Source organism: Enterovibrio sp. FF113, from assembly GCF_041439165.1.
GTDB classification, from domain to species: Bacteria; Pseudomonadota; Gammaproteobacteria; order Enterobacterales; family Vibrionaceae; genus Enterovibrio; species Enterovibrio norvegicus_A.
In genome coordinates this window covers 27,436-43,944 of the sequence record NZ_JBGONO010000025.1, presented here as the reverse complement: position 1 = coordinate 43,944, position 16,509 = coordinate 27,436, and the positions used below count along the sequence as shown (strand labels likewise).

Annotated in this window: 15 protein-coding genes; 5 read left to right on the top strand and 10 right to left on the bottom strand. The window is 49.7% G+C overall.

Features of this window, described 5'->3' with window-relative positions:
- Positions 1-39: 39 nt before the first annotated feature.
- Entirely contained in the window at positions 40-927 is an 888-nt protein-coding gene (locus ACED36_RS18080) for a Tim44 domain-containing protein (RefSeq protein ID WP_016961028.1), read from the bottom strand.
- 268 nt (positions 928-1,195) lie between these two features.
- On the opposite strand from ACED36_RS18080, the gene ACED36_RS18075 reads away from it, so the two are divergent.
- The 3 genes from ACED36_RS18075 to ACED36_RS18065 all read left to right on the top strand — a co-directional run bounded on the left by ACED36_RS18075 (position 1,196) and on the right by ACED36_RS18065 (position 4,204).
- Positions 1,196-1,591: a TM2 domain-containing protein gene (locus tag ACED36_RS18075; protein ID WP_026023978.1), complete on the top strand. Its 396-nt coding sequence runs from the start codon at positions 1,196-1,198 to the stop codon at positions 1,589-1,591.
- Positions 1,592-1,721: 130 nt separating this feature from the next.
- Positions 1,722-2,321: a TetR/AcrR family transcriptional regulator gene (locus ACED36_RS18070; protein ID WP_371733652.1), complete on the top strand. Its 600-nt coding sequence runs from the start codon at positions 1,722-1,724 to the stop codon at positions 2,319-2,321.
- Between the two features lie 17 nt (positions 2,322-2,338).
- Entirely contained in the window at positions 2,339-4,204 is a 1,866-nt protein-coding gene (locus tag ACED36_RS18065) for an MFS transporter (RefSeq protein ID WP_371733651.1), read from the top strand.
- A gap of 21 nt (positions 4,205-4,225) precedes the next feature.
- On the opposite strand, the gene ACED36_RS18060 is transcribed toward ACED36_RS18065, so the two are convergent.
- The 6 genes from ACED36_RS18060 to ACED36_RS18035 are packed head-to-tail and all read right to left on the bottom strand — an operon-like array spanning position 4,226 to position 11,389.
- Positions 4,226-5,590, bottom strand: coding sequence for an AMP-binding protein (locus tag ACED36_RS18060; protein ID WP_371733650.1), 1,365 nt, complete (start codon positions 5,588-5,590; stop codon positions 4,226-4,228).
- Positions 5,572-6,552, bottom strand: coding sequence for an o-succinylbenzoate synthase (menC, locus tag ACED36_RS18055; RefSeq protein WP_371733649.1), 981 nt, complete (start codon positions 6,550-6,552; stop codon positions 5,572-5,574). The genes ACED36_RS18060 and menC overlap by 19 nt, the downstream gene beginning before the upstream one ends.
- Positions 6,553-6,563: 11 nt before the next feature.
- Positions 6,564-7,430: a 1,4-dihydroxy-2-naphthoyl-CoA synthase gene (menB, locus tag ACED36_RS18050; RefSeq protein WP_016961022.1), complete on the bottom strand. Its 867-nt coding sequence runs from the start codon at positions 7,428-7,430 to the stop codon at positions 6,564-6,566.
- A gap of 29 nt (positions 7,431-7,459) precedes the next feature.
- A complete protein-coding gene (gene menH, locus ACED36_RS18045) occupies positions 7,460-8,317 on the bottom strand; it encodes a 2-succinyl-6-hydroxy-2,4-cyclohexadiene-1-carboxylate synthase (RefSeq protein WP_016961021.1) in 858 nt (285 codons plus the stop codon).
- Positions 8,289-10,076: a 2-succinyl-5-enolpyruvyl-6-hydroxy-3-cyclohexene-1-carboxylic-acid synthase gene (gene menD, locus ACED36_RS18040; protein WP_371733648.1), complete on the bottom strand. Its 1,788-nt coding sequence runs from the start codon at positions 10,074-10,076 to the stop codon at positions 8,289-8,291. The genes menH and menD overlap by 29 nt, the downstream gene beginning before the upstream one ends.
- Positions 10,073-11,389, bottom strand: coding sequence for an isochorismate synthase MenF (locus ACED36_RS18035; protein ID WP_371733647.1), 1,317 nt, complete (start codon positions 11,387-11,389; stop codon positions 10,073-10,075). Before ACED36_RS18035 ends, menD begins: the two co-directional genes overlap by 4 nt.
- A 390-nt stretch (positions 11,390-11,779) precedes the next feature.
- On the opposite strand from ACED36_RS18035, the gene ACED36_RS18030 reads away from it, so the two are divergent.
- Positions 11,780-12,994 (top strand): pyridoxal phosphate-dependent aminotransferase, encoded by a 1,215-nt coding sequence (locus tag ACED36_RS18030; RefSeq protein WP_017004297.1) that lies wholly within the window; start codon positions 11,780-11,782, stop codon positions 12,992-12,994.
- Positions 12,995-13,077: 83 nt separating this feature from the next.
- Here the strand turns inward: ACED36_RS18030 and rrtA are convergent, their stop codons facing one another.
- Positions 13,078-13,632 (bottom strand): rhombosortase, encoded by a 555-nt coding sequence (rrtA, locus tag ACED36_RS18025; RefSeq protein ID WP_371733646.1) that lies wholly within the window; start codon positions 13,630-13,632, stop codon positions 13,078-13,080.
- A gap of 49 nt (positions 13,633-13,681) precedes the next feature.
- Here rrtA and ACED36_RS18020 point away from each other — a divergent pair, with 49 nt between their 5' ends.
- Positions 13,682-14,308 carry a tRNA-uridine aminocarboxypropyltransferase gene (locus tag ACED36_RS18020; protein ID WP_371733645.1) on the top strand — a complete coding sequence of 209 codons (627 nt, stop codon included), beginning with the start codon at positions 13,682-13,684 and terminating at the stop codon, positions 14,306-14,308.
- A 32-nt stretch (positions 14,309-14,340) separates the two neighbouring features.
- Here the strand turns inward: ACED36_RS18020 and ACED36_RS18015 are convergent, their stop codons facing one another.
- Both ACED36_RS18015 and yfbR read right to left on the bottom strand, forming a co-directional pair.
- Positions 14,341-15,696 carry an anti-phage deoxyguanosine triphosphatase gene (locus ACED36_RS18015; protein WP_017004302.1) on the bottom strand — a complete coding sequence of 452 codons (1,356 nt, stop codon included), beginning with the start codon at positions 15,694-15,696 and terminating at the stop codon, positions 14,341-14,343.
- Positions 15,689-16,285 carry a 5'-deoxynucleotidase gene (gene yfbR / locus ACED36_RS18010; RefSeq protein WP_016961014.1) on the bottom strand — a complete coding sequence of 199 codons (597 nt, stop codon included), beginning with the start codon at positions 16,283-16,285 and terminating at the stop codon, positions 15,689-15,691. The genes ACED36_RS18015 and yfbR overlap by 8 nt, the downstream gene beginning before the upstream one ends.
- Positions 16,286-16,509 lie beyond the last annotated feature (224 nt).

Genomic DNA, 16,509 nt, shown 5'->3' with positions numbered 1-16,509 from the left:
CTGGCAGCTGCTTTTTCAATATCGCTAGCGAGCTTGATATTACGCTTGGATACCCACAATTAACCATGGTGAGTTAGCTTGTGTCATATCGCGTTCCAAGTGCCAGATGTCAGTAATGTCTTCTTCGACACCTTCCTGACCATCACGGTAACGACCGCTGAACTGCAAGCTCAGCTGCGCGCGTTGATTGTCGTAATCCGCACGAACAATTTCCGCATCAACGTACATCACTTCAGTTTGCTGCTCGCCAGAAAGCTTACTGCGCTCTTCTGACAGGTCATTGTAAAGCTCAGGAGTCACATACTCTTGGATGGTTTCAAGTTGGTTGTGATTCCATGCGCCTTGCAAAATACGGTAATGCTCACGCGAACCGTTTACAAATCCCGCCATGTCAAAATTAGGGGGGAAGTTAAAAGGCACGTCGTTGTTTACCGCACCAAAACCACCCGTTGAAGACGTTGCTGTCGACTCGCGAGACTGAGGCTGCTCATGATAATAGCCGTTACTTTTTTGCTGGCTATTACCGGCATACGCTTGTCGATTCGGCTGGCTTATTGCACCATTTTTCGCGGCCATTAAGCTCTTGAAGATCTTAAACAGCACAAAGGCAATCACAGCGATGATCAGAAAATCCATCATCTGGAAGCCATCAAACGCGCCCCCAAACATAGCAGCGATCAAACCACCCGCAAGAAGGCCGCCCATCAAGCCACCCAACATGCCTTTTCTAGACGAAGATTTCGCCGCAGAAGCAGGGTCATTTTGCTTGTTAAGAGAATTCGTGTTGGTTGGTTGAGATTTAGGTGCTGGAGCAGTCTTAAAGCTTTTGCCGAAAGATTTCCCGCCACCAAATTTTTTCGCTTCAGCATGTGGGGCAGAAACCACCATCACAAACATTAGCGCGAACAATCCAAAAAAACGTTTCATTGCAAACCTTTACGTTCAGTTTCAAGACTACGCAAAAAGCGTAACATACATTCATGCTAAGCCCATCGCAAATAAAGTCAATCTATGCACCCGTTGAAAATGTTACTAAGCGTTTATTTCCACCTTCATGCTCTCTCATGCCTTTTGCGATCAGGCTTCTTCTTTTAGCGACTTTGACAAAAAAAACGCACTCAATACGATTTACATCAGTCACTTTGCGCTTAAGTTGTTTTACACTCTCGCGTTAAATGCTTTAGGGGGAAATTCCATGAACGATACACACAGTAAAACAGTCGGTTATATACTCTGGATTTTTGGTTTTCTTGGCGCGCACCGTTTCTATTACGGCAAACCAGTGACGGGAACGATTTGGTTATTCACGCTCGGATTGTTCGGTATCGGCTGGTTAATCGATCTCTTTTTGATCCCTTCCATGGATCGCGAAGCCGATCTTCGTTTTAACAGCGGGCAGTATGACTATTCTGTTGCTTGGATTTTGCTGACATTTCTTGGTTTATTTGGTGTTCACCGCATGTACATGGGCAAATGGATCACCGGTATTCTTTACCTCTTTACAGGCGGATTTTTCCTTATCGGACTCATCTACGATTTCTGGACACTAAACGACCAAGTGTCCATTAAAAACTCTCAGCGCTTCTCGTAAAAGCACACGCCGCACACATAAGCCTCTCAGTTTGCTCTATATCTTCAAACTGAGAGGCACGTAACTTGCCCTTTAGATCCGCCACTCCTAGAATATCGAACATTGTTCACTATTTTGTAGCATTGATGTAATGGCACGCAGAAACGACCATAGCCGCGAAGAATTGGTAGAAATGACGCTAAATTGCGTTGAAGATTTTTTGAAGTCAGAACCCTATCAATCGCTAAGCCTCCGCAAAATCGCCGCCATGATCGGCTACGTCCCCAGCACCTTGGTCAATGTTTTTGGCAGCTATAATATTTTGCTTCTCCACGTTGTTACCCGCACCTTGGACGATCTTCAGTATCAGGCAAAAAATAGACTCGCCGATACCGATACCCCAAATGCCGCCCTCTTTGCACTTGCGCACCTTTATTTAGATTTTGCAGCGGCCAATCCTTATCGCTGGCGATTAGTGTTCGAACACACCATGCAAGGCGACAAAATGCCTGAATGGCACAGTGACCGAATCCAAAATATGACAGGAATGCTCGAAACGCTGCTCCGACAGCTTTCACCAAACAAAAGCGACGACGACATTGTACAAGCAAGTCGTGTCCTGTGGTCTGGTGTTCATGGTATTACCTTGTTGAGTGTTGATGACAAATTGTTTACTGATGCCCCCGTTGACGGCGGTAAGTTGATTGATAACCTGCTCACAGGGTATTTATCCAGCTGGGTAGAACGCTAACTGCAAGGAAAAGGGCAATGTCGAAGCAATCAGCTCTGTTAACACAGCGACGCTTTCTTCCGTATTTCGTCACCCAAGCGTTTGGCGCATTTAATGATAATGTGTACAAGAATGTACTGCTGATATTGGTCGCCTTTGCTGCACCAGGCGCACTTGGTGTAAGCACCAATCTATTCATTAATCTCGCTGCTGGCTTGTTTATTTTACCTTTTTTCCTTTTTTCCGCGTTTGCAGGAGAGCTGGCTGACAAATACGAAAAATCGCAATTTATTCGCATTGTTAAGTTGGTTGAAATCGCCATCATGAGCTTGGCAGCGGTCGCTTTTATCTTCGAAAGCTACATGCTCTTGCTTTTTCTTCTCTTTTTGATGGGCACACAATCAGCTTTCTTCGGGCCCGTGAAATATGCTTTGCTGCCTCAAACGCTCAAATCCAATGAACTCGTCTCGGGTAACGCCTTGGTCGAAACCGGCACCTTTCTGGCCATTTTGCTTGGCACGATTGTCGCGGGGGTCATCGCCAACCAATCCGATGCCAAATACCTTGCCGCATTCTCGGTGATACTGTTTGCTGCACTTGGGTATCTCAGTGCGCGTTATATTCCTAAGGCCAGTGCTGGCAACCCATCACTCAAGATTCGCTTTGCCCCTGTGCGCCAAATGAAAACCACCATGAGCATCGCGCACAAAGACAAAGTGGTGCTGCAATCCATTTTAGGGATCAGCTGGTTTTGGTTCTTAGGCGCCAGCTACCTCACCCAGTTTCCTAACTACGCCAAGCTGTATCTCGGTGGCAATGAAGCATCCGTCTCCTTCTTACTGACCTTGTTTTCCATTGGTATTGCACTCGGCTCATTGCTTTGCGACAAATTATCAGGGCACCGAATCGAACCGGGTATCGTGCCAATTGGCGCACTAGGGCTGACTGTTTTTGGTGCGCACCTGATGCTTTCGACACCGGATGTTGCGCCGCACACTGACACTTTTCTCGGTTTCATCTCAGAGCCGTCTTTGTGGTGGGTGTTTATAGATTTATTGTTTATTGGTGTTTTTGGTGGGATTTTCATTGTTCCGCTGTACGCCATGATGCAAAGTCGCGCCGAAGAAACGGAGCGCTCACAAGTCATTGCTGCCAATAATATTTACAATTCACTGTTCATGGTGGTGAGTGCGATTCTCGCCATAGTGTTATTGGGTGTGATTGAACTCAGTATTCCCGCGTTCTTCTTCACGTTAGCCATGATGAACCTTGCAGTGGCGTTGTACGTTGGTAAACAGGTCCCCGTATTTGCACTTCGCTTTATCATTTGGGTGCTCAGCCACAGCGTTTACCGTGTCCAACACAAAAACTTGCAGCATATTCCCGAACAAGGAGGCGCATTGCTGGTCAGTAATCACGTCAGTTATGTCGATGCACTGCTACTCGCCGGAGCCTGTCCTCGCCCTATCCGCTTTGTGATGGATGAAGATTATTACCACCTCCCTGTGTTGCACTATTTCTTTCGCACCACGCGCGTGATCCCTATCAAACTCACCAGCGGCTCTATTCGCTGTGCGCTTAATCAAGTCAAACAGCAATTGGAAGCCGGTGAACTTGTGTGCATTTTCCCTGAAGGGCAACTCACCTCTGACGGTGACATGCAGCCTTTTAAACGAGGGATTGACTTGATCCTCAAACAAACGCCCGTCCCAGTGATCCCGATAGCCCTAAAAGGCCTTTGGGGAAGCTATTTCAGCCGTGAAGGTGGACGCGCTTTATTGAAGTTTCCAAGACTTTGTCGATCTAACGTGGAGGTTGTGGCGGGCTCGCCTGTTTCACCTTCAGAGGCGTCATCAGAGCGGTTGTTCAATGACGTGAAAGCGTTGCGAGGAGATATATGTTAAGGCTAACTTGCCTAAGTAAGCTTAATTCATCAACTGCTGGTTCAGCCAATCTGACAGTGCTTGACGAGACACTTTAATGCCCGACGCCAAGAGATGTGTTGGCAGCACAAAAACACGTTGCGGGCACTGATACGGCGGGACCTGCGTTTTCGCCCATGTCAAAAAATCCTGCGCGTCGCACTCCCCTTCTATCAGCACCACAGGCACTTGCCCCCACGCTTTGTGTGCAATCGGTAGGATGAAGAGCTGAGTCACCCCATTAAAAGCACTGAGTATTCGTTCTACCGTTTCTGGCTGAACGTTTTCGCCACCGCATATAAACATATTGTCTAAGCGGCCTATGATTTGAAGATCTGGTTGCCTGCGCCCTTCAACCCGCCAACTAGCTTTGTCTTTGGTCTGAAACCAATCCTCGGTTAACGGCACCAATTCGCCATGAATCATGTAGCCCGGTGACAATGTTTCCCCTTTTACGCACACTTCGCCGTTTGGTGACACACTCAACGCACGGTATGGCAGCGGCGATCCGACAGAGAAATGCCCATCGGCGCGCTTTGCCGTGATCGTCGATGCCATTTCTGTCATGCCGTAGCCACACCAACAGCGAATGCCTTGTTTCTCGGCCAGATCAACCCAGTGTTGAGGGATCACTGCGCCGCCAAGCAAGACAGAATGCAAGCTTGCAGGCTTGCCAGCCATGACAAGGCGTTCAAGTTGTGTCGGCACTAGCGATGCGTGGGTCGCACCATTTAACGCCGTCATAAGCTTTTCACCGCGGGTATCAGCAATTTTTAGCGCTGCGCCTTGCGCTAGCCAGCGCCAGACAATGGCAAGGCCTGAGATATGAAAAAGTGGAAGCGACAGTAACCAGCAGTCAGCAGATTCAAACGGCATGAGCGAAAACAGGCCTGTTGCACTAGCAAGGTGATTTTCTGCTGTATGAGCAACCGCTTTGGGTCTGCCACTGGAGCCGGAAGTCAGGGTTAACGTCAGACAACGCTGCGCGTCATAGTCAAACACTGGCGTGTTAACCGAGGTGTTCAGCATCATTCCACTTGGTGTCGTTACCAAGGAATCAATACCAATATGGATTAGCAGCTCGTTGCGCTCACGTTCTGGAAAGGCAGGATTGAGCATGAGCGTCGTCAAACCGCGCTGCCATGCGGCAAGCATCAGTACGAGGGTATCGTAGTGATTATCGCTAGGGATGGCGATAGACGCGCCAGCTTGCAACGAGACGTCGAAGTGAACGCTCGCAATGTCGGCGCAAAGCTGCCGCCAGCTTATTTCAACATCATCGCGCACAATGGCCGTCGCATCAGGATACGTTGTCATCCAATGCTGCCACGGCCACTGCTCGAAACGGATCAGGCTGTTTGCTGCCATACCAAGCTGCAATCGGTCAGGGAAGTCAGAGGCAACGCGCAGCCCGGCCAAGGGGTATCGAGTTGTGCACCAAACAAATCCACCGTATCTAAACCGGGAAGCATGTCCGGTGTCAGCCAATGCGCAATGCGTGCAAGTTGATTCAAACCAAAGCTTGATTCAAGACTTGAACTTATCACCGCATCCATGCCCAATGCGTGAGCTTGCGAGACAAGACTTTTAACTGTGTCTAGGCTGCCAACCAATGTCGGTTTGATGACAACGGCGCGAAGCCCCTCTGCTGCTGCCAGCGCAAAGCCGTCATCACGCACGGTTTCATCCCATGCCAACGCAATCCCCGTGTCTTGCGCAAACGCCAAGCTCTCTTCAGGTGTCTGACAAGGCTCCTCCAAAAAAGCGATGCGAGAACGAAAAACAGGACTCACATACTGAGCAAATTGCTGAGCCTTGGTGGGCGTCCACTGACGGTTAGCATCAAGGCGCAGCATGAGATCGGGGATCGCTTCAAGGAACATGTTAACCACCATGCCATCACGAATCGCTTCATACATACCCACTTTGATTTTCGCCACTTTCTGCCCCGGCATGTCGGCGAGCTTTTGTACCAACTCATCAGGATCGCCGCTGCACAAAGGGGCTGTTAGAAAGTTGCCCTGCTCAGGAAGCTCACCCTCAAGCTCTGCCAACGCAACCGACAAGCCAAAGGCGACAGACGGATATAGCGCGTTCCAATCAATCGATTTGTTGGCAAGCCAATCAGACAACACCTGCTCAATTTGCTTCGCGGCATCGTCCACGGTTTCTTGACTGAACTCTGGCAAAGGCGCGATTTCACCACGCCCTAGTCGCCCATTATCACTCAGCTCAAGGATCAACCCCTCACGCGTTGCCAGACGGGTGTGACGTAAAATCACACCACTGTCCATCGGCAGCGAATAGCGATATATTTTCGCGTGTTTCATTGCCGCTACCATTATGGGTTGCGCGGGAATTTATCGAAATCAGGGCGACGCTTTTCGTTAAACGCGTTGCGTCCTTCCTGACCTTCTTCAGTCATGTAGAACATCATGGTCGCATTGCCCGCCAATTCTTGTAGACCAGCTTGGCCATCACAGTCCGCATTCAGCGCGGCTTTCAAGCAGCGCAGTGCCATTGGGCTGTGTTGCAACACTTCACGACACCAGCGAACGGTTTCACGCTCAAGCTCTGCATAAGGCACGACATGGTTAACCAGCCCCATATCCAACGCTTCTTGCGCATCATAGAAGCGGCACAGGAACCAAATTTCACGCGCTTTTTTCTGGCCCACAATGCGAGCCATGTAAGACGCCCCCCAGCCACCGTCAAACGACCCCACTTTCGGGCCAGTTTGGCCAAACTGCGCGTTGTCTGCTGCTATAGTCAGGTCACACATCATGTGAAGCACATGACCGCCGCCAACCGCATAACCGGCAACAGCGGCGATAACCGGTTTCGGGCAGGTGCGGATTTGACGTTGGAAATCCAACACGTTTAAGTGGTGGGTGCCTTGGTCATCACGGTAGCCGCCGTAGTCGCCACGAATTTTCTGATCGCCGCCTGAACAAAACGCATGCTCACCTTGGCCTGTCAGCACAATGACGCCCACTTTCTCGTCATAACGCGCATCCGCTAACGCTTTGATCATTTCGTTGACAGTTTGAGGGCGAAACGCATTACGCACTTCCGGACGGTTGATGGTAATGCGCGCAATACCGTCAACAGACTTATGAAACAGAATATCTTCATAGCCTTCAGAGCAGTCATTCCACTCTACCGATGCATAGAGTTCTTGTTCGGTTAAACCTGTTGTTATCGCCATAATGCTTCCATTAATTCATCAATTAAATGTCAAATCAGCCTTTTTACGTGCTGGCTAAACAGCGCTGGCTGTTCAGTATGAATATTGTGTCCAGCGTTTGGGATGGTAAAAAATGCGAATCCCGAATACTTCGCCAGTGCAGCAAACTTGTGGTCGTTCTCGCCACACAAATAATAAAGCGGCAACCCGCTGTTTTTCAGTGCTTGCGATAATATCGGCTGCTTAGCTAAAGATGTAGCACGCAACATACTGGCCACTTTGACTCCGAGGTTATCACTGCGAATAGCCACCAAACTTTGTTTTTGCTCATGATTTAGTGAGGAAAAGACAGCTTGTTGATACCAATCTTGAAGCACATCAACAATGGGCTCCTGCTCAAATCGCGCGGCCCATCGCGCATCATGGTCTTTTCTTGCTGCCCGCTCTTGAATGGGCAAACCTGTATGGCCGCTTTCAATGATGAGTCCCGCCAACCTCGCATCACCTTCACCAACGCTCTCTCGTTGGATAGCAGACAAATACATGGCAAGGCGCGCGCCAAGCGAATAGCCAATCAACCAAAACGGTTGATGAAGATGATATTGAATGGTTGTCGCAATCAAAGCGCAGGTATCGTCAAAGCCGGCAACATCAATGTGCTGGCTCTCACCATGTCCGGGGAGGTCAATGGTTAGGCAGTTGAAATCATTGCCGAGCGCGTCGATCACGTCTTGCCAATCTTTCCCGTTACCCAGCAGACCATGGAGAAACACTAATGCAGGTTTGTCTTTCGCATTGCCTGACGGTGAAGACAACAAGCGAGCAGACAATACAGACGCAGAAACGGGTTGTGCTCCGATTGAAGGTAAAGACGAATCCTCAGAAAAGATGGGCATGCGCAATGACATCAAAAAGGGCTTTCACATCACGTCCGCACTCACCTTCGGGCACGGTTAATTCGATGACCGTGGTGCCGTTTTGAGTTAAAACTTCAAGGCACGCATAACGCGCTTCAAGCAACGAAGTCGGACGGAGGTAGTTAAGACTAAACATGGCTGCAGCATGAGAAAATTCGACGCCATGGGGCATACGATAATAGGCGTCTTTTTTAGCATCCGGCACGGGCAGCATGTCGAAAATTCCGCCGCCGTTGTTGTTGATAAGCACTATCACCAGCGGCAGAGGATTGCGCGCCAGCAAGGCCAAGCTGTTCAGATCGTATAACGCGGACGTATCACCAAGCACACACAGCATCGGACGTTGACGCGCTCGCTGAACGCCCGCTGCCGTAGCAATCAAACCATCAATGCCTGATGCGCCACGATTGGCAAACACAGTGACATCCGGCAAGCAGCAGCACATATCCAGAAGACGGATTGCCATGCTGTTGCCAACAAAAAGATCGGTCTCTGACGTCAACCAATGAGCAAAATCGGTAGCAAACGTTTTTTCAGAAAGCGTATTGGACGCTTCACATTGCTGGCGAAGCAGTGCGAGATATTTATTGCTCGCGACGGCCAGTGATTTCGCCCAGTTTTTTCCCGCCACGTTGGCATCTAAAGCGACCAGATCTTGTGCGAGTGCATCCGCAACTTGCAAGGGGCTAGCGACAATACGATATGCAGGCTTGTGCGACGGGTCGAGTCTGCCGGGGTGCTCATCCACCAGCCAGTATTCCCCAGCAAAAGATGAGATGAATTGGCCAAGGCGTTTTGATACCAAGCGAGCGCCAAACTGCACCACGCATTCCGCCTGCTTGAGTACTGATACGCAGTCAGGGTTTTGCAGCCAAACGTCAAAGCCCGCAAACTCGGAGCCTTGCCCCGCTTGGGGATCACACAATAGCGGCCAGCCTAATTGTTCGGCCAACCTTTGTATGGCGTGGCGATCGGCTTGCGTCATCCGACCCGCAATCAACACGCCTTTTTTGTGTTGCAAGGTTTGCCATTGCGTTAGCGCGGTATCAAGCGAGGTGGATGTCTTAGAAAACGTCAGATAAGGCTTATCACCCGTTAGCCAGGTTTGTATCGGCGCAAGATAACGACCTGCATCATCGATATTGCCATAAAGCGGCTCAGGAAACGGACAGTTGATATGCACACTGCCACCATTCACGGCCTGATGATGTAATTGTTCACTTACCAGCGAAAGCAGCCAGCCCGGCGCGATGCTTTCAGTGGGGCTGGGCAAATCAGCAAAGCCATCGGCATGTTCACCGAAGACCGCTTTCTGGCTGATAGCTTGATTCGCCCCGCACTGGATCAGTTCTGCGGGGCGATCTGCTGTCAATAAAATGAGTTTTTCGCGAGTAAGACGACTTTCAGCCACGGCGGGTAACAAGTTAGCCACGGCGGTGCCTGAGGTGACAATCACAGCAACAGGACGGTTCGATGCTTTAGCAAGGCCGAGCGCGAGAAAGCCCAAGCCTCGTTCATCAAAATGCGTATGTAAGGTAACGCTCTTGCCATCTTGGCGTAATTGTTCAGCTTCAAGGGTCAGTGGCGTCGAGCGAGAGCCCGGTGCAATGCAAATATCAACGACGCCAGCGCGATGCAGGGCTGTCAGAATAAGACGAGACCAAATCCGGTTTAACGTGACCTGATTTAACGCCGTTGTGTTCGAAGAAGCCGTGTTTTCAGAGGCCATGTTTGCAGAAGCTGAATTCATCCTGCTCGTTTCTCCAAGGTGGAATCAGGGATAGGTGTGAGCAGGCTTAAAAGCGTCGAAATTTTGCGGTCCAATTCTTTCCACTCGCTCTCAGCCACAGAGCCTGGAACAATGCCCGCGCCTGCGAAAAGCTGCAAAGAATCCCCCATCATCAATGCGCTTCGAATGGCGACGCAAAATTCGCTGCATTCTGCACTCAAATACCCCACAGACCCGCTATACCAACCACGAGCAAACGGTTCGTTCTCCACAATAAACGCCACCGCGTCTTCTCTCGGCAATCCTGCGATTGCAGCGGTCGGCTGCAACGTATCGAGCAAGGTTGCGCTCGACACACCTTTATTGAGCGCCGCATCAATCGCGCGCTTTAGGTGCTGCACTTTGCGCAAGCGCACCAGATGAGGCGTTTTTTCAATGGTTAACGTCTGGCAATGCGAGGCCAGACGCGATGAAATGTCATCCACCACCAAACGGTTTTCATACACATTTTTGCTGTCATTAAGCAGCCATTTGGCCAGCGCAAGATCGTCTTCCGCACTCTTGCCACGACCAATCGTTCCCGCTAAGGCTTCCGTCGAGAGATCTTGCCCATGGCGGTTGAACAGACGCTCTGGCGTTGATCCCACAAAGCAGTGTTTCTCGTCCAGCGCTAACATGAAATGGAAGTTTGCGCGGTTCTGGTCGCGGCTGGCTTTAAGCAGTTGGGCGGCAGACACGGGGCGATCGAGCGATAATGAGGTTTTTCTCGCCAAGACCACTTTTTGCAGATCGGTTTGTTCGATGTGGGTCAGAGCACGATCAATCATGGCAGACCAATCAGGGAACGACGGCGAATGCTCAGTAGACAGAATATGGCACTCTGGCGGAGACAATGTGGGGTGCGCCATGGTCACTTTTGACAATGCAGCCTGTGTCTTCAGCAAGTCATCACCCAAATTAACCGTCAGCGTCCACGTGTCGTCCTGACGAGCAACTTCAATTTGCGGCAAGAAAAAGAAAGACTGCAAACAACGCTGATTGCGCGCGGTTCTACCGTCAAATGAACGGCCACCCCAAATACGTTGATTGGTCGATAACACTTTTTCCGCAGCAGCGGGATCGGTAAAGGTTTTCACTTGACCGAGCGCCATCACTTCTTCGCGACCGTCGCGAGTTTGCCAGTAGAATTTGGGATAAATGGGTTGGGCATCCAGCCATTCAATCGGGTCGACCTCTTCAGGCCATGAAAAACACACCGAAAGCTGATGGGGGATCGGGGACAGTGTCGACAAGGAATCAACAAGCTGGGCTATCGCTTGGCTTAAATCGGTCAAACTAACCTCACTGAATACTCACAAAGTGCCCGATTCCTTGGGTATTGCTGTTTGCTGAAACGCACGGGTAAAAGACCCCGATTCAACCTCTGCTCACACTATGTTCCAAACATGCAGTATGATTTGTGGGCAAAATATCCCCAAAGTGGCTTTTTTTGCACCAACAGACGTCATTTCTCGACAAACTCGATAATATTTCCTGTTGGAAACGCATTCTACAACCTTATTGATTGTGATGAAAACCGAATGTTCCAGCATAACGTATGGGTTTGCTGGCATTAAATCACTGATTTCTCTCTTTTTCGTTATTTATTACTATTAGCTACTTATATAAGCCTTTTCGTTAGTGTAATTTACTGCAAACACCAAAATTTAAGCTCAGGAATCATGATGCAAGATATCGGGATGTCGACCAAGCTGGATAATGTCTGTTACGACATTCGCGGGCCAGTGATGAAGCAGGCAAAGCGCCTTGAAGAAGAAGGCCACAAAATTCTAAAACTGAACATCGGCAACCCCGCCCCATTTGGCTTTGATGCACCAGATGAAATTCTGGTCGATGTGATCCGCAACCTGCCAACTTCTCAGGGCTATTGTGATTCCAAAGGCATTTATTCCGCCCGCAAAGCCGTGGTTCAGCATTACCAAAAACGCGGCATGCTCGATTTAGACGTTGAAGACGTTTACTTGGGTAACGGCGTGTCCGAATTGATCGTGATGTCAATGCAGGCACTGCTCAATAGCGGTGACGAATTGCTGGTTCCATCACCTGATTACCCACTGTGGACGGCGGCAGTGTCGCTGTCTGGCGGTAATCCAGTGCACTATATGTGTGATGAAGAATCGGATTGGTATCCCGATCTGGCCGATATCAAAGCCAAGATCACACCAAAAACCAAAGGGATTGTGTTGATCAACCCGAACAATCCGACGGGTGCCGTATATAGCAGAGATTTCTTGTTAGAAATCGCTGAGATCGCACGTCAGCACAACCTGATTATTTTCTCTGACGAGATCTACGACAAGATCTTGTACGACGGCGCTCAGCATCACTCGATTGCGCCACTGGCACCGGATGTCTTCTGTGTCACCTTTAGTGGCCTGTCTAAATCCTATCGCGTATGTGGTTTTCGCTCTGGCTGGATGATCCTGTCTGGGCCACTCCACAAAGCGACAAGCTACATTGCGGGACTGGAAATGCTGTCTTCAATGCGCTTGTGTGCCAACGTACCGATGCAGCACGCCATTCAGACGGCGTTAGGCGGATATCAAAGCATTAACGAGCTGATCTTGCCCGGTGGTCGTCTGCTTGAACAGCGTGACAAAGCCCATGAACTGCTCAATCAAATTCCTGGCATCAGCTGTGTGAAGCCCAAAGGCGCACTGTATCTGTTCCCGAAAATTGATACTAAGCGCTACAAGATCTATGACGATGAAAAAATGATGCTGGATTTTCTGATGCAGGAAAAAGTATTGATGGTTCACGGCACAGGCTTTAACTGGCCGAAACCAGACCACTTCCGTATCGTGACCTTGCCTCGTGTCGATGATTTAGAGCTGGCGATTGGTCGCTTTGAACGCTTCCTGTCGACGTATAGTCAATAAGAGCAAGAGATAGTATCGAAGGCCTAGGATTGCGGAAATGTGGTTCTAGGCCTTGTCGCTCTATAGGTCCTAGGTCCTAGGTCCTAAATATTTTCACTTCCACTCTGTTTCCACACTAACGCGAAAATTAAGCCTACGACAGCCCCTGCCCAGTGCGCTTGATACGCGACCCCAGCTTCAATTAATTCCGCCGTCATCGAATCACCGCCCGTATAGGCTTCATGAACCAATTTGAGCGTGACGCCTACCAGCATGACCCATCCCAGTGGGACTTTGTTCTGAATATCTCGGACGACACCAAACACAAATAACCCATGCAGTACGCCTGACAGCCCCGCATACCAATCGAATGGGCTAATAAACATCACTGCACCAATTGCCGCCATCATGGTCCATAGCATGGCTAACAGCGAGCGAGGCGCATAGTACCTGCGATGCAGCAAAGCCAATACCAGCAAGGCTGCTAAGTTCATGGCCATGTGGATAGCGTTGGTATGGGTAAGGTTTCCTGTTACGATTCGCCACCACTGACCCGCTTGTATATCAAGGCGATCCCAAACCAGCGCCTCATGGACAGTGGGAACTTGGGCAAGCAGGGTGAGAACCACCAAAACAACCAGTATTCGAGAAACTGACAATCGTGTCTCCAACTCTCGATATTTCATTTAGTTATAGCGTACCGTGGTAATGAATAAGAAAGCCAGTCGATATTGCGAACATTGCGGGAAAGCCAAAAAGGCCTGTATCTGCCACTTCATCTCTCGTATTGACAGCGATGTGCCTGTCATCGTGCTTCAACACCCTTCTGAAGTCGACCAACCCATAGGCACGGCGCGTATTTTGTCCTTGTCACTGCCCCATTGTGTGTTGTTCGTGGGTGAAGACTTTTCCGATCATGCGCAGCTCAATACCCTGCTGGCTCAAGACAATATCGACTTTGCGTTACTTTATCCTGCCGAGAACGCCATTCCTGTGTCTCTCTGGCAGGGAAAGCCCAATACAACTCGCGGCATCATCTTGCTAGATGGAACATGGCGCAAAGCCTTTAAGATGTATCAGCTGTCTGCCAACCTTCACGCGCTGCCTGCGGTGACATTGGATGCAATAAGTGAGGGGAATTATCGTATTCGTAAGTCCCCAAAAGAAGGTGGACTATCAACGGTTGAAGCGGGGTATCACGCGCTATCGGCAATGAGCGGCAATGATAGGCGTTTTCAGCCACTGCTGGATGCCTTTGATGGAATGATCGCGTTTCAGATAAGCCAAATGCCGCCCGGGGTGTATGAGCGGCATTATGGGAAGAAAAGCGAATGAAAAGAGCGTAAGGGCCTACTCTTTCCTCATTCCTACCTTATCTGATGCAAGGGTCCCTGATTTACTGCCGTAAACATAGTGGCGTATAGGCGCTGAGCATAACCATCTGTCATCGCAGAAATGTAGTCAGCAATCACGCGTCGACCTGTTTTTCCATCAGCCACATCTTTTAACCATTGGTCACGCGTGGCGACAGGCAACAGACGTTTTGGGTCGGCATCAAACGCATCGAACAACTCCATCACTAATTGCTGACCTTTGTATTCAATCACCTGAAGTTCGGGCTTTTGCACAACGTATTCGCTAACAAAGGCTTTGAGTACACCTAGTACGGTGTGCATCACGTCGGTCAGTTTGGCATTCCACTGCAAAAGCGGATCGTCGAATCGGCTGACACCATCTTGCACCGCAGGCTCAATGGCAATCGACGTCAGCAAGGTATTCACCAGCGCGCCAATGGCATCTTTGCGCTCATGATGAGGGCCAAACATCTGCTCACTCAAATGGCCGATATTGGTTTCAAGCCAAGGATCGCCGCATTCGGCCAGTTTACTGGCGACAGCTTCTTGCCATTGGTCTCGCTGAACAATCCCCATGGCGATGGCATCTTCTAAATCATGCACGCCATAAGCAATGTCATCGGCCAATTCCATGATGGAACAATCGAGCGATTTATATTTTGATCGGCCGTGGTGATCATCATCAGGCGCACGTCTTAAAGACGTAAACAAGTTCGCGTCTTTGTCAGACAACCCGCCTAACACCCAATCAAAGCGATCGGTATCATCCTGATAAATGCCCTTGGCGGGATGCCATAACGCCGCTTTGAGATGGCGAAATTCTTTCACATCCTCCGGCAATTGAAGCCGTCGAGTGTGCTTCAGCAACGTCGGATATTTCAGCAGCCCCAATAAGGTTCGGCGAGCCAAATTCATGCCATCTTGCTCGGTATAAGGTTCGAGCAATGACACAATACGAAAGGTTTGCGCATTACCTTCAAAACCATCGTCGTTGCGCATCATATAGTTCAGCGCAATCTCACCGCCATGCCCATAAGGGGGATGACCAATATCGTGCGCTAAACACAAGCTTTCCATTAAGCTGGTTGAAGGCAACAAGGGTTTAAAATCTGGTTGCTTCTCTTTGAGCTGGGCAACGATGCCCGTGCCAATCTGTGACACTTCTAGCGAGTGCGTCAGGCGGGTTCGATAAAAATCGCTGTGCTCTGCCCCAAGCACCTGAGTCTTCGCTTGTAGGCGTCTAAAGGCAGCCGAATGAAGGATACGGGCGCGGTCTCGCTGAAACACCGTGCGCTTATCGTTACGACGCTTCTTATTCTCTTCTGCCAGCCGTGCTTCCCATGTCGATGACACCAAAAACTTACTCATCGCTGATCTCATCGAGCGTTAGCCCAAAGCTCGCGCCAAACGTTGACATAAAATACGCCGTCGCCTCACTGCCACGGTCTTCCATGGTGGTTTCAAGACGACGCTTCGCCTGCTCGAATTCGTGGTTGCCCGCCGACAGCTCTTCTAAACACTTTAAATAGGCACAGATAGAATCAGCTTGCTTCACTAACTGATAGTCTTCGGCGTCTATCGCCGCACTGTCGATTAACGGGCGGTAATCATCACGAAACTCTTCCGGTAACATGGCCACCAGTTTGTCTTCCGCAATACGCTCAATTTTTTTGTATTCGTCGGCAATAGCAGGATTAAAGTACTTGATTGGCGTGGGTAAATCCCCCGTCAGCACTTCACTGCAATCGTGAAACATGGCCAACAAGGCGACGCGTTCTGGCGAATAATTGCCGCCAAATTTTCTGTTTTCAATCAGTGCGAGCGCATGGGCAACAAATGCGACTTGAAGGCTATGTTCAGAGATATTCTCGTTGAACACATTTCGCATTAACGGCCAGCGATAGATAAGTTTCATTCTCGCGAGATGGGCAAAGAAATGGCTGTGTTTCTGGCTCATGGCTTCCTTGACTTAGTTGAGACGTGGGTACTGATACCATTCTGTTGTCACAGTGATCTTTTCTCAAGCTTTTCACATGAAAAATCAGCCCATAAAGGCGGTAACCACTCGAGTGTCACGCATCAGAAGGTTAGGTTCAAATAACAGAAGGCATGGGAAGCGTACAAAACGCAGGGGGAAAATTAAATGAGACTGGGGAGAGGGTGCTCCCCGACACACAGCCT

Bases quoted from the DNA above. Each gene is read 5' to 3' on its own strand.
- ACED36_RS18020 (WP_371733645.1), top strand. From the start codon at position 13,682: ATGAATAAGAAAGCCAGTCGATATTGCGAACATTGCGGGAAAGCCAAA.
- menB (WP_016961022.1), bottom strand. From the start codon at position 7,430: ATGGCGATAACAACAGGTTTAACCGAACAAGAACTCTATGCATCGGTA.
- ACED36_RS18070 (WP_371733652.1), top strand. From the start codon at position 1,722: ATGGCACGCAGAAACGACCATAGCCGCGAAGAATTGGTAGAAATGACG.
- ACED36_RS18080 (WP_016961028.1), bottom strand. From the start codon at position 927: ATGAAACGTTTTTTTGGATTGTTCGCGCTAATGTTTGTGATGGTGGTT.
- menH (WP_016961021.1), bottom strand. From the start codon at position 8,317: ATGTCATTGCGCATGCCCATCTTTTCTGAGGATTCGTCTTTACCTTCA.
- yfbR (WP_016961014.1), bottom strand. From the start codon at position 16,285: ATGAGCCAGAAACACAGCCATTTCTTTGCCCATCTCGCGAGAATGAAA.
- menC (WP_371733649.1), bottom strand. From the start codon at position 6,552: ATGAAACACGCGAAAATATATCGCTATTCGCTGCCGATGGACAGTGGT.
- menD (WP_371733648.1), bottom strand. From the start codon at position 10,076: ATGAATTCAGCTTCTGCAAACATGGCCTCTGAAAACACGGCTTCTTCG.
- ACED36_RS18030 (WP_017004297.1), top strand. From the start codon at position 11,780: ATGCAAGATATCGGGATGTCGACCAAGCTGGATAATGTCTGTTACGAC.
- ACED36_RS18015 (WP_017004302.1), bottom strand. From the start codon at position 15,696: ATGAGTAAGTTTTTGGTGTCATCGACATGGGAAGCACGGCTGGCAGAA.
- ACED36_RS18060 (WP_371733650.1), bottom strand. From the start codon at position 5,590: ATGGCAGCAAACAGCCTGATCCGTTTCGAGCAGTGGCCGTGGCAGCAT.
- ACED36_RS18065 (WP_371733651.1), top strand. From the start codon at position 2,339: ATGTCGAAGCAATCAGCTCTGTTAACACAGCGACGCTTTCTTCCGTAT.
- ACED36_RS18075 (WP_026023978.1), top strand. From the start codon at position 1,196: ATGAACGATACACACAGTAAAACAGTCGGTTATATACTCTGGATTTTT.